At 34.0% G+C, this 13,242-nt stretch carries 11 protein-coding genes and 2 other annotated features (1 of these 13 cut by a window edge); all 11 genes read left to right on the top strand.

Going from position 1 to position 13,242, the window contains the following annotated elements:
- Positions 1-177 (top strand) — a binding site (T-box leader) (it extends 55 nt beyond the left edge of the window).
- A 115-nt stretch (positions 178-292) separates the two neighbouring features.
- Positions 293-524: a binding site (T-box leader), on the top strand.
- Positions 525-678: 154 nt separating this feature from the next.
- The 11 genes from ACUL40_RS01670 to ACUL40_RS01720 all read left to right on the top strand — a co-directional run bounded on the left by ACUL40_RS01670 (position 679) and on the right by ACUL40_RS01720 (position 13,154).
- Complete coding sequence (locus ACUL40_RS01670) at positions 679-1,974, top strand: homoserine dehydrogenase (protein WP_001066901.1); 1,296 nt, start codon at positions 679-681, stop codon at positions 1,972-1,974.
- Positions 1,967-3,025: a threonine synthase gene (gene thrC, locus ACUL40_RS01675; RefSeq protein WP_000276438.1), complete on the top strand. Its 1,059-nt coding sequence runs from the start codon at positions 1,967-1,969 to the stop codon at positions 3,023-3,025. Before ACUL40_RS01670 ends, thrC begins: the two co-directional genes overlap by 8 nt.
- Complete coding sequence (gene thrB / locus ACUL40_RS01680) at positions 3,022-3,915, top strand: homoserine kinase (RefSeq protein WP_445422924.1); 894 nt, start codon at positions 3,022-3,024, stop codon at positions 3,913-3,915. Before thrC ends, thrB begins: the two co-directional genes overlap by 4 nt.
- 133 nt (positions 3,916-4,048) lie before the next feature.
- On the top strand, positions 4,049-4,258 hold the full coding sequence (locus tag ACUL40_RS01685) for a DUF6366 family protein (protein WP_001031479.1): 210 nt from the start codon (positions 4,049-4,051) through the stop codon (positions 4,256-4,258).
- Between the two features lie 207 nt (positions 4,259-4,465).
- Positions 4,466-6,769 (top strand): glycoside hydrolase, encoded by a 2,304-nt coding sequence (locus ACUL40_RS01690; protein WP_136363308.1) that lies wholly within the window; start codon positions 4,466-4,468, stop codon positions 6,767-6,769.
- 320 nt (positions 6,770-7,089) lie between these two features.
- Entirely contained in the window at positions 7,090-8,091 is a 1,002-nt protein-coding gene (locus tag ACUL40_RS01695) for an LCP family protein (RefSeq protein ID WP_002182662.1), read from the top strand.
- A 164-nt stretch (positions 8,092-8,255) separates the two neighbouring features.
- Positions 8,256-9,503, top strand: a complete 1,248-nt coding sequence (locus ACUL40_RS01700; protein ID WP_322368006.1) for a hypothetical protein — start codon at positions 8,256-8,258, stop codon at positions 9,501-9,503.
- A gap of 12 nt (positions 9,504-9,515) precedes the next feature.
- Positions 9,516-10,205, top strand: a complete 690-nt coding sequence (locus ACUL40_RS01705; RefSeq protein ID WP_000036068.1) for a response regulator transcription factor — start codon at positions 9,516-9,518, stop codon at positions 10,203-10,205.
- Positions 10,202-11,560 (top strand): sensor histidine kinase, encoded by a 1,359-nt coding sequence (locus tag ACUL40_RS01710; protein ID WP_445422923.1) that lies wholly within the window; start codon positions 10,202-10,204, stop codon positions 11,558-11,560. Before ACUL40_RS01705 ends, ACUL40_RS01710 begins: the two co-directional genes overlap by 4 nt.
- A gap of 101 nt (positions 11,561-11,661) precedes the next feature.
- Positions 11,662-12,483: a peptidoglycan-N-acetylglucosamine deacetylase gene (locus ACUL40_RS01715; protein WP_000409484.1), complete on the top strand. Its 822-nt coding sequence runs from the start codon at positions 11,662-11,664 to the stop codon at positions 12,481-12,483.
- Between the two features lie 14 nt (positions 12,484-12,497).
- Positions 12,498-13,154 carry a YkyA family protein gene (locus ACUL40_RS01720; RefSeq protein WP_000873566.1) on the top strand — a complete coding sequence of 219 codons (657 nt, stop codon included), beginning with the start codon at positions 12,498-12,500 and terminating at the stop codon, positions 13,152-13,154.
- Positions 13,155-13,242 lie beyond the last annotated feature (88 nt).

Genomic DNA, 13,242 nt, shown 5'->3' on the forward strand with positions numbered 1-13,242 from the left:
CAAGGGTGTGAGCTTCCTAACACGAGAAATGGTTTTACCACCTTTGAACTTCAATAGTGAACGAGTAATCTAGTAATTATTGACGGTATCAGCCGTTATCTGAACTTGAGCAATCTAGGGAGAAATACGTCTAGATTGGAACAAGGGTGGAACCACGAAAACACATTCGTCCCTTTCCTAGGGATGAGTGTGTTTTTTTACGGATTTAGAGATTGAAAATTTAAAATAATTAAAAAATAGTATTGATTTTGTTTTTTATGCGAGTATAATGAGTTAACAAATAAACATGAACGAAAAAGTAACGATAAGGACAAGAAATCATTTTTACGGTTTACAGAGAGGGAAGCCAAGGGTGTGAGCTTCCTAACACGAGAAATGATTTTACCACCTTTGAACTTCAATAGTGAACGAGTAATCTAGTAATTATTGACGGTATCAGCCGTTATCTGAACTTGAGCAATCTAGGAGGAGGTACGTCTAGATTGGAACAAGGGTGGAACCACGAAAACACATTCGTCCCTTTCCTAGGGAAGAGTGTGTTTTTTTATTACTTTGAAAGGAGGTGCGGTAATATGAAACGATTTATAAGTACGGAAATAACCACCACCTGCATGACAAAAAAGCAGAGTAAGGTGATTTATAGATGTAACAATTAAACTTTTAGGAGGAGATTAGAAGATGAATAACGTTATAAATGTTGGGGTATTAGGTTTAGGTACGGTCGGAAGTGGTGTTGTTCATATTTTGAAAGAACATTATAAAAAAATCGCACTTGATACAGGATACGAAGTGAAAGTGAAAACAGTCGTTGTACGTGATTTGGAAAAAGAACGCGATGTTTGTATTGATGGAATTGCAGTAACAAGTCATGCAGATGAAGTTCTAAATGATTCAAATATTGATATTGTAGTAGAGGTAATGGGTGGAATTGAAGAAGCAAAGCAGCATATTGTTAAGGCTTTACGAAATAAAAAGCATGTCGTAACAGCAAATAAAGATTTAATGGCTGTATATGGTGCAGAGCTTCTTCAACTGGCGAACGATAATGATTGTGATTTATGTTACGAAGCGAGTGTAGCGGGCGGTATTCCAGTGTTAAGAGGACTAACTGATGGGCTAGCATCAGATCAAATTGAAAAAATAATGGGAATTGTAAATGGTACAACAAATTATATGTTAACAAAAATGAGTCAAAATGGATGGTCTTATGAAGAGGCTTTACAGGAAGCACAAAAATTAGGCTTTGCAGAATCGGATCCGACAGCAGATGTAGATGGACTAGATGCGGCAAGAAAAGTAGCAATTCTTGCAAACTTAGGTTTTTCGATGAATGTTTCATTAGATGATGTGCAAGTAAGAGGGATTCGAAAGGTCGAAAAAGAAGATTTACAAATGGCTGAAAAGTTAGGATTTACTATGAAGTTAATTGGTAAGGCTGAAAAACAAGGACCAGCCATTCATTTAAGTGTAGAACCGACGCTTTTACCGAGCCAGCATCCATTATCAAATGTGAATAATGAATTTAATGCGGTGTATGTCCATGGCCAAGCGGTAGGAGAAGTAATGTTTTATGGACCCGGAGCTGGGAAGTTACCGACTGGTTCTGCTGTAGTAAGTGATATTATTTCCATCGTTAAAAATATGAATCAAGTTCCGAAAAATAAAAGTGCGTTAAAAGAACCAGTTCCTTATGAATTACAAGGTGATGAAGAAGTAGTTTCGAAATATTTCTTACGTATTTCATTACGAGATGAGCCTGGGATGTTACAAAAAATAACAGAATGTTTCGTTAATTATTCTGTAAGTTTAAAAGAGGTTATTCAATTACCTTTAAACCGTGAACTGGCAGAAGTCGTTGTTGTGACACATCGAACTTCCAAGTATCAATTTGAACGAGTTTTAGAAGCGATAGAGGCTGTCGCGAGTGAAATAAACAGTTACTACATTATTGAGGAGGAAAAACAATATGTATAAAGGACTATTAAAACAGTATGCGTCTTATTTACCAGTGAATGAAAATACACCTGATGTCAGCTTAATGGAAGGAAACACGCCACTTATTCCATTATTAAATATATCAAAACAATTAGGGATTCAGCTATACGGTAAGTACGAAGGAGCGAATCCGACAGGTTCTTTTAAAGATCGTGGTATGGTCATGGCAGTTGCTAAGGCGAAAGAAGAAGGTTCAGAAGCAATCATTTGTGCATCAACAGGTAATACATCAGCATCAGCTGCAGCATATGCGGCACGTCTTGGGATGAAATGTATTATCGTAATACCAGAAGGAAAGATTGCACATGGAAAATTAGCGCAAGCGGTCGCTTATGGAGCTGAAATTATTTCAATAGAAGGGAATTTCGATGATGCACTTAAGGCTGTAAGAAATATTGCTGCAGAAGAGCCGATTACGTTAGTAAATTCAGTGAATCCTTATCGAATTGAAGGGCAAAAAACGGCAGCATTTGAAATTTGTGACCAATTGCAAAATGCACCAGATGTTCTAGCTATCCCTGTTGGGAACGCAGGAAATATTACAGCATATTGGAAAGGTTTCTGTGAATATGAGAAAGAAAAAGGTTATAAGAAGCCAAGAATCCATGGTTTTGAAGCGGAAGGAGCAGCTGCAATTGTAAAAGGGCATGTAATTGAAGAACCTGAAACAATTGCAACAGCGATTCGCATCGGTAACCCAGCAAGTTGGTCGTATGCAGTAGAGGCTGCCGAGCAGTCTCGTGGTGAAATAGATATGGTATCAGATGAAGAAATTTTACATGCGTATAGGTTATTAGCAAAAACTGAAGGAGTTTTCGCTGAACCAGGATCAAATGCTTCATTAGCCGGCGTAATTAAACATGTTGAATCTGGAAAAATCAAAAAGGGAGAAACAGTTGTTGCAGTATTAACTGGAAATGGTTTGAAGGATCCTGATATCGCTATTTCTTCAAATCAACTAGACATCGCAAGTGTGTCAAATGATATAGAACAAATTAAAGATCATATTAAAGGGGTGATTATGTCGTGATACCATTTAGCGTTCGTGTCCCTGCTAGTACGGCGAATGTTGGTCCTGGATTTGATTCAGTTGGAATAGCTTTGTCATTGTATTTAGATGTGGTGGTTAAAGAAAAAGCTGATAAATGGCAAGTGATCCATTCCTTTGAAGAATCAATTCCGACAGACGATAAAAATTTAATCGTTAGCACGGCATGTAAAGTCTGTCCTTCTATATCACCTCATATAATAGAAGTTACTAGTAATATCCCATTAACGAGAGGGCTAGGAAGTAGTGCATCAGCGATTGTAGCTGGGATAGAGCTTGCGAATCAACTAGGCAATTTGAACTTAACTGCTGATCAAAAAGTTCAAATTGCTACAAATTTTGAAGGACATCCTGATAATGTTGCTGCTTCTATATTAGGTGGAACTGTAATTGGAGCACTTGATGGAAAGGATGTTTCCGTCGTAAGAATTGAGAGCAAGGAGTTAGGGGTAATTTCTCTTATTCCGAATGAAGAATTAAATACAGATGAAAGTCGATCTGTATTACCAAAGATGTTTCCGTTTCATGAGGCAGTTAAAGCTAGTGCGATAAGTAACGTATTAGTAGCTGCATTATGTCAAAAGCGGTGGGAAGTTGTAGGTGAAATGATGGAGAGAGACCATTTTCACGAGCCATATCGTTTAGAACTCGTACCGTTATTACCATCTATTCGTAAATGCGCAAAAGAATTTGGTGCGTACGGTACAGCACTTAGTGGTGCGGGACCATCTATTTTTATATTAACGCCATATGAGAAACGTCAAGAAATCGCTGAGCAATTAGCGAGAGTATTTACAGATATGAAAGTATGTGAGCTTGAAATCGACCATAAAGGTATTATTGTAAATAAGGAAGAGCATATTGGATCGTAAAGAAAGCTGGCATGGCTAGCTTTCTTTACGTTGCAAACCTATTTTAAATTAGGTTTTTTCGGAAAAAAATATAAAACAAATGTTGATTTTGAATAATGTAAGTAAAGAGTGCATTCATTTTGGAGGTGATTAAATGAATAAAGAGTCACCAGAAGAAAAAAGAGAGCGTATGAGACAAAGTGAATTAAAAAGTAATCCTACGGGTTCTTTACATGACGGACTCAATAGAGCGGAAACAGGTAGTCCAGTTGATATAGCAGGCGGTATGAATTGGAAAGGTACAGGGATAATCATTTTAGTACTACTTTTAGGATACATTGTATACACTTATTTTTTCAGTTAAAGAATGCTTGTTAAAATTTTGATTTGTTTAGTTTCATAATTGTTGAGAAAAAATGCAGTTACTGTATTACATATCTTCTAAGCAAGTTATAGTTGTTCATATCAACTTTTAATACTCCAAATAGAGCTAGCAAAATGCTAGCTCTATTATTTTTTGCCACATTCCTGTAACAAAGCACCTGTATATTCATTGGTGGAGGTGCAGAGGATGAAAAAAATGATAGCGATATGTCTTCTTACAACTATGTCGTTTTCGACTTTAGTCGGTTGTGACGTAAAAGGTAGTAATGCTGTACAAGAGTCTAAAATAAAGAAATCGACGTATAAAGATTTTACTTATGATGTAAATCCAGAAACATTCACATTAACTGTAGAACATGAGGGGGTAAAGGAACAGGCATCACAACCCCTACCGAAAATGAAGGTATCGAATGTAAAAAAAGAAAAGGATCGTACATCGTGGGAATATCCAGATCAAAAAGTAAAAATAAAATTAGAAAAGAAAAAAGACCACTTAAACATTGAAGTGGAATCGACTGGTGCAGAAAGCTTTACATGGCCGAAAGTAGAAGCTGAAAATTATACACTTCCGTTATGGGAGGGTAAGCAAATTCCGAGCAATGATGAGAATTGGAAGAAGTTTTTAAAGGATGATGCATATTCATTTGCTGAATCATTTTCTATGAAGTTTTTCGCATTAAATGGTTCGAAATATTCAATTGTATATATTGCAAACAATATGTTTAATAATGAATTGAAGTTTCATTCGGATCCGAAAATAGGATTTGATTTTACACATGAATTTCCGAGCATAAATAAAAATAAAACATATGGATTTCAATTATATGTGACAAATAATGATGCGGTAAGCATTGCTAAACTGTATAAGGATGATATTGTTCGAAAAGGTGAATTTAAAACATTACAAGAAAAGGCTAGAAAAAATAAAGAAATCGAAAAGTTATATGGAGCGGCGCATTTTTATTTTTGGAATCAAAATGGTCTATCAGAAAATAATATAAATTGGCCAAAACTAAGGGAGCAAATAAATAGCCCGCTGTTTAGTCATATAAAAGAACTTATTCAAAAGAATAGTTCAGAGCCTGGGGAACTGAATGTATTAGATCAAGTAAGTAAACAAGATTTCATTGATAAGTATCAAAAAAATGTTATTTTACGTTATATAAACGAAGTATTATCCATGAAGGAATTTTATAAAGAGGATATTTTTCAAAACGTTGATCAGGAAGCTAGTGTGCTATTAAAGAAAGGTGTAGGTCACTTAACGAACACAGAATTGTATAGCTTAAATAAGCATTTATTAAAGTCGCTACTTGGTGATGCGGTTGAAGAGGTAAGTAAATGGGGTAATGCAGATGGAACGGACATACTAAAGGAAATGAAAGAGGTAGGAATAGAAAAAGCGTGGATTGGTCTGCCGAACTGGGAACAAGGATTTATGCAACCTAATTTCGTGACAAAAGCGAAGGAAATGGGGTATTTAGTTGGTCCGTATGATTCATATCATTCCATTCACGAAAAAAGTGATAAAAATTGGAACACAGCATCCTTTAATGACCCATCATTATATGAAGAGGCTACTGTAACGAAGAAAAACGGAGAAAAGGTGCAAGGCTTTTTAGGCAGAGGTCGCAAGTTAAACCCGACTTTATCGCTGCCTAGTGTAAAGGAACGCATGAATGATATATTACAAAATGGTCCTAAATATAATTCATGGTTTATTGATTGTGATGCGACAGGTGAAATTTACGATGACTATTCAGCGAAACATATAACGACACAAGAGCAAGATTTAAAAGCACGTTTAAAACGAATGGACTACATTGCGCAAGAAAAGGGTATGGTTGTTGGTTCTGAAGGTGGAAATGATTTTGCTAGTAGTACGATTGCATTTGCACACGGAATTGAAACACCTGTTATTAAATGGGACGATGAAGATATGCGGAAAAATAAAACAAGTCCGTATTATGTCGGTGGATATTGGTCACCAAATCAAAATGTTCCCGAAAAATATGCAAAACAAGTACCATTGAAAGAAGAATATAAACAAGTATATTTAAACCCAGTATATTCAGTACCATTATATAAATTAGTATACAATGATTCCGTTATTACAACGCATCATTGGGAATGGGGAAGTTTAAAGGTAAAAGATGAAGTTGGAAATCGAATGCTGTCTGAATTATTGTATAATGTTCCTCCGTTGTACCATTTAGATGAAGTAGAGTGGAATAAACATAAAAAAGAAATTACAGAGCATCTAAAAGTTTGGAATGAAGTTCATGAAAAAGCAGTAAAAGAAGAGATGACGAATTTTGCGTATTTGTCAGAAGATAAGCTAGTACAATCTGTTTCTTATGGAAAAAATATTAAAATCATTGTGAACTTCTCAAATGAAGACATGGAAGTAGAAAAAACGAAAATAAAAGCAAAGTCGGCTTTTATTGATAATCAGGGGAAGAAAAGCATGTATACGCCGTTTGAGAAATAATAACGTGAAATATACTGTATTCATAGAGGTTTTATCATTAGCTGGACTCTTTATTCATATCGTTTATCTGGAAAAAGATATCCTAATTTAAAATGAAAGAGTTAATGAATTTATAAATTCGCATGTTGCGAAGTGCTAAATTTTTGAAATTGGTAAATAGTGACTTGCCAAAAATAAGTACGAGAGTATAATGTGAAATGGAATACATATTGGGTTTTAGTAGTAACCTTACAAAATTGTAAGGTTACTGAAAGGAAATTCAATATGAAGATAAATAGACTTACATTATACTTGGTAAAGAGAAAGAGAGGCGAATGGGTATGAGCTCTGAATTAGAACAAAATACGAGAAGTAATAAAAAGCGTTCTAAAAGAAAGTCAATAAAATGGTTCATATTAATTCCATTTTTCCTACTTATTTTTGGAGGAGTAGGATATGGTTCGTTTATATATAATAAAGCAAAAGCTGTTGTAAATGATGCGTATGCGAAAATTGAAAAGTCATCAAAGCGTGATAAAGAAGTTGAACCTTTAAAGGATAATATTTCAATATTAATCATGGGTGTAGATGGAAGTGAAATGAGAAAAAGCCAATATGGCGAAGCAGTTCGAACAGATGCACTTTTATTAGCAACAATTAATAAAGATGATAAGTCTGTTAAGCTAGTAAGTATTCCACGTGATTCACGTGTTTATATTCCAACTAGAAAAAAATTAGATAAAATTACTCATGCTCACGTATTTGGTGGCGTAGAAAGCACACGCGATACGGTGGAAAGATTCTTAAATGTCCCTGTTGATTATTATGTGAAGTTTAACTTTGAATCATTCGTACAAATTGTCGATTCAATTGGTGGTATTGATATTGATGTACCAGTTACTTTCACTGAACAAGATAGTAAAGACCAAGCTGGTATGATCCATTTAGAAAAAGGTTACCAACATTTAAATGGAGAACAAGCACTTGCACTTGCAAGAACGCGTAAAATTGATAGTGACGCAATGCGTGGACAGAGACAGCAACTTGTAATAGAAGCAATTGCCAAAAAAGCGATGTCTGTTCAATCAATTAGCAAAATGGGCTCTTTACTAGATGCGGTTGATAAAAATATGAAAACGAACTTAACATTTGACGATATGCTTGCCATCACAAAAAATATGGCAGGATCTAATTTGGAAATGGAAAAATTGCAAATAGAAGGCACAGATAAACGTATCGGTGGTATTTATTATTACATTCCAAATGAAAAAAATGTAAAAGATATTTCAAAAAAATTAAATGATCATTTAGGTGTAACGCCAAAATCAGTCCGAAATGAATAATAAAAAAAGATTGGCTTTTGCCAATCTTTTTTTTTGGAATGTATTTGTAACTTTTCTGTAACGATTTTTTAGTTTAGAAAAATTATACTCATATGTATGAGTATAATGGATAGGTAAAAAAGTAAAAGGACATATTCAAAATTTGTGGTAAGGAAAGATATCATATGCAGAAATGGTTAAGCATGATGGGAATTATCTTTATATTGACTGGATGTAAAATGTCTGAAGCTCCAACAAGTCTAATGGAAGCTCCTACAAATGAAAAATGGATTAATGAATTAAAGGAACAAATTGATAAAGATTTACCTGTTAATTATCGCTTACTTACTCCAATGTCTAACAAAGATAAACAGATGATTTGGTCAATGAATTTTAAACAAGATAATAAGAAAGAAGCCATCTTATTTTATAAATTGCCGAATGAAGATCATAGCGTATATTTAGCCGTATATGAAGAAATCGGAAATGGCTGGAGAATAAAGTCCACACATAAATTTGATGGTGGAGATGTAGATATCGTTGAAGTCGGTGATTTTACAGGGAACGGGAAGAGAGAGTTGTTAATCGGAATCTCTGTAAATCGTGAATCGTTAGAACATGTTATGTATGTTTTTTCGGAAGAAAATGAAGAGATGAAGGAAATATATAATCGAAGTTATACGAAGTTATTCATAGAGGATCTAAATGAAAATGGACTGAAAGATATAAGCCTTGTTACATTTGAAAAAGATGAGAAGCTGACAGTTGAGTTCATGGAACAATTTAAGACTTTATCTGAAGTGTCATACGATCCATTTATAAATAGTATTCAAAGAATACAAATGGGTCGTATTTCTAAATCATTAAAGGCAGTTGTAATCGATGCGGGAACAGGGGCTCATTCAGGTATAACTTATGTAGCAAAATTTGATCAGGATCATTATGAAGTATTACCTATAGATGGGAAAGAAGATTTATTTAATGAATATGTTGTAGAAAGTAAAGATGTTAATGAAGACGGCATTATTGAATTTGTTCGTACTGTACGCCCAAAAGGTTGGGAAGATAAATCACATGGTGATAGTCCGCTTTTTGAACGTTACATACAGTGGAGTGAATCTGGAATTAAACCAATTGAAGAACGATATATAGATATAGAAAAAGGGTATTATGTGAAAATTCCTAAAGAGTTAATAGGGAAAATTACAATACCAGATCAGCAAAAAGAATCAAATTCTCAAAAGTTTTTGGATACAAGAACAAATAAAATATGGCTTGAAGTTCATATTTTTAAGCGGAAAGAATGGTTCAATATAAAAGGCTACAGCGCAGCAATTAAAACGGCTTCTCACGTATATGCAGTACCGAAGCAATCGGAATTTGAAAAAGTGAAAGCATATATAAAACCGCTAGCGGATTATCAACAAGAGTAGGAGGTGGGAATTATGTCAAAAATTTTAGTTTTAGAAGATGAATTAACGATCCGTAGCTTTATTGTTTTAAATTTAAAACGTGCTGGATTTTATGTAATAGAAGCTACTACTGGAGAAGAAGCGTTACAAATTTTGAGTGAACAAACTGTTGATATAGCACTGCTGGATGTAATGTTACCGGGGATTGATGGTTTAGAAGTTTGTAAGGCTATCAGGAAAGAAAATGAAAAAATGGGTATTATTATGTTAACCGCACGTGTACAAGATGAAGATAAGGTGCAAGGACTAGGAATAGGTGCAGATGATTATATTGCAAAACCGTTTAGTCCAGTAGTATTAACTGCACGTATACAGTCTTTATTAAGAAGAATAGAAGTACATGAAGAAAAAACGAATATTGTTACGTCAGGTCCATTTTCGTTAAATATTATAGAAGAAAGATTGTATAAAGATGGACAATTAGTCGATTTAACACCTACAGAGTATATGATATTACAGTATTTAATGAATCAGGCTTCAAAGCCAGTTTCGCGTGATGAAATTTTAAATATGATTTGGGGAACCAATTACGTAGGTGAGACGAAAGTAGTAGATGTAAATATGAGACGGTTACGTCAAAAGATAGAATGTAATCCATCAGAACCTGAATTTATTCTTACGGTGTGGGGAAAAGGATATGTGTGGAAGGAAAGTATAAGATGAAACGGAAAGTGACTTTATATTTTATGACGGTCATTACACTTATGCTTGTATTATTTGAAGTTGTATTTTCAGTCTCAATTTATCGATACTATTATAATGGTATTGTGCAATATATAGAGTCTCATGCGAAAACGAGTACACGTTTTTTTTCAGAATACAATTCACTATACTTTATTCGATTACAAGAATATAGTGGTGACATAATTAGTAGCTTTCAATTAGAAGGAACAGAATTACAGTTAATTGATCGTCACGGCTCGGTTATACAATCTTCAAGTGGTGAAAAGGTAAAAGGTAAAGTGAATATTCCGCCATCATTATTAGAAGGTGAAATGTATAATCAAGTTACTACGAAAGGTAATAAAAAACAACTAGAGGTGCTAAGCCCACTTATACATCAAGGACAAACTATTGGTGTTTTAAAATATACGACTGTTTTAACAAATGTAAATAAAAAGATTATTGAAATTATTACGTTTACTATTTCTGTAGGTATTGTTATTTCGGGAGTCGCCTTCTTAATTAGTAGACGTTTGGCAAATTCATTTGTTGAGCCAATTGAATCCATTATTCAAGCCTCTTCACAAATTGCAGAAGGCACATTAAAGCAAAAAATTAAAGAAGATTATCCTGGAGAATTAGGTGAATTGGCACATAGTTTAAATTATATGGCCTATAAAATAGATAAGGCTGAGCAGATGAAAAATGAATTCATTGCTTCTATTTCGCACGAAATACGAACGCCTTTAACAGGAATTAAAGGTTGGAGTGAGACGTTAAAAACAGTAGATCATTTAACAGAAGAAGAAATAAAGCAAGGTATGGGCATTATTTCAGGTGAGACAGATAGATTGATTCATTTAGTAGAAGAATTGCTAGATTTTTCAAGATTACAATCAAATCATTTTAATTTATATAAACAAAAGGTGCAGTTGTACGATATACTAGAGGAGACGATTTGGCAATTAACTCCTAAATCGGAAGAGAAGGAAATTCAATTTATTACTACTATAGACCGAATTGAATTGATGGGAGATCGAAATAGGTTAAAGCAAGTTTTCTTGAATATTGTTCAAAATGCAATTAAGTATTCACATAAAAAAAGTACAATACACATTGAAGCGACTAAAATAAAAGGACAAGCAGTGATTAAGGTAAGAGACGAAGGGATTGGAATTGCTAAAGAACATTTACCATATATTGAGCAATCATTTTACCAAATTAATAATCATGCTGCAGGTGCAGGTATTGGTTTAGCTATCGTTAAAAAAATGGTAGAGCTTCATGGCGGTGTGCTTAGTGTTACAAGCAAAGAAGGAATAGGAACAACAATTTTGATAAAACTCCCATTATAATACAAATAAAATCTATTTATATGGTGAAATAAAAATAAATAGATGTATAATTATATTGGGCGATTTATATATAAGATTAATAGGGAGAGGAATTCGATAGAATGGAAAAAGCTTTAAAAATTAAACAAATAGTAGTCGTTTTAATAGCGATTGCCGCAGTAGCTATTGGGTATTACATGTTTCAATCAATTACTTCACCAGCAAAAGCTGTTGCGAAACAAGAAAATGTAGTGCAGCTTGCAAGTGAACAGCCGAAAGTTGAAATGAATAAAACGGCACCAAGTCGTTTTAATGGAAAAGAAAGAAAAGTTGCTTATCTTACATTTGACGATGGGCCAGGGAAATATACGGCTGAATTATTAAATACGCTAAAACAACATGATGCGAAGGCGACGTTCTTTTTAATTGGAGCGAATGTAAAAGAATTTCCTGATTTAGTGAAACGTGAAAATGCTGAGGGTCATTATGTAGGCATGCATAGTATGACACATAATTTCGCAAAGTTATATAAAAATGGCGAGTATGTAAATGAGATGAAAGAAGATCAAGGTTTAATCGCTAATATTATTGGGAAATCACCTAAATTAACACGTCCTCCATATGGTTCGATGCCTGGATTGAATGAAGGTCTCCGAAATAAAGTGGTAGAAGGCGGATTTAAAGTATGGGATTGGACAATTGATTCATTAGATTGGAGATACAATAAAATGCCAGTTGATGCAGCTGCAGCACAAATTGCTCAAAACGTATTAACAAACGCAACAAAACCACAAGAAGTAATTTTAATGCATGATATTCACCCGCAATCAGTTGCTGCTGTGCCAGCAATTTTAAAGGGGCTAAAAGAAAAAGGTTATGAGTTTGAAGCTTATCATGAAGAGAGTCACTTCCCAGTGAACTTCTGGCATGATAACCGTATGTAATGGAGGAATGAACGTTGAAGTATGGAAAAGTAGCAGTAGTTGGAGCATTATCAGTAGGACTTTTAACAGGTTGTTTCGGTGAAAAGCCAGAAGAAAATCTATATACAGCTTTTGAAACAGCAGCAACACAAGAAAAATCTTTAGTGGATGAAGCAAAAAAATTAGAGCAGTTAGAGAAACAAGGGCAAGAATTATATGCTCAAATTTTGCAAGAAGGTAAAGATCATAATGAAGCAGTTGTGAAGAAAATAGAGCAAGCTACTGCAAATGTAGATGATCGTGAAAAAGTATTGAAAAGTGAGAAAGAAATGCTAGAAAAAGCACAGAAGGAAACGAAATCTGTTCAAAGTAATATAGAGAAGATTGAAGATAAGAAGTTACAAAAACAAGCAAAAGCAGTAGAAGAGTCGTATAAGAATCGTTATGATGCATTCCAAAAGATGAATGAAAATTACACGAAAGTGTTAGCGACTGAAAAAGAACTGTATGAAAAATTAAAAGTAAAAGAAACGAAATTAAAAGAAATCGGTGAAAAAGTTAAAACTGTTAATGAATTAAATGTGGAAGCACAAAAGTCGAAAGAGCAGTTTAACAAATTTACAAAAGAGTATAATGACAGTAAATTAGCATTCTACAAAGGTGCAGAAATTAAGATTAAAGATCAGAAATAAAGAAGAATCTAAAGTGTAATAAAAAGCCGGAGAAACATCGTTATAAATGTTTTTTCGGTTTTTTACGTTAAATGAATAGAAAAGACTG

Source organism: Bacillus sp. KNSH39 (assembly GCF_052656585.1).

Bases quoted from the DNA above. Each gene is read 5' to 3' on its own strand.
- ACUL40_RS01695 (WP_002182662.1), top strand. From the start codon at position 7,090: ATGAGCTCTGAATTAGAACAAAATACGAGAAGTAATAAAAAGCGTTCT.
- ACUL40_RS01690 (WP_136363308.1), top strand. From the start codon at position 4,466: ATGAAAAAAATGATAGCGATATGTCTTCTTACAACTATGTCGTTTTCG.
- ACUL40_RS01705 (WP_000036068.1), top strand. From the start codon at position 9,516: ATGTCAAAAATTTTAGTTTTAGAAGATGAATTAACGATCCGTAGCTTT.
- ACUL40_RS01715 (WP_000409484.1), top strand. From the start codon at position 11,662: ATGGAAAAAGCTTTAAAAATTAAACAAATAGTAGTCGTTTTAATAGCG.
- ACUL40_RS01670 (WP_001066901.1), top strand. From the start codon at position 679: ATGAATAACGTTATAAATGTTGGGGTATTAGGTTTAGGTACGGTCGGA.
- ACUL40_RS01685 (WP_001031479.1), top strand. From the start codon at position 4,049: ATGAATAAAGAGTCACCAGAAGAAAAAAGAGAGCGTATGAGACAAAGT.
- ACUL40_RS01700 (WP_322368006.1), top strand. From the start codon at position 8,256: ATGCAGAAATGGTTAAGCATGATGGGAATTATCTTTATATTGACTGGA.
- ACUL40_RS01710 (WP_445422923.1), top strand. From the start codon at position 10,202: ATGAAACGGAAAGTGACTTTATATTTTATGACGGTCATTACACTTATG.
- thrC (WP_000276438.1), top strand. From the start codon at position 1,967: ATGTATAAAGGACTATTAAAACAGTATGCGTCTTATTTACCAGTGAAT.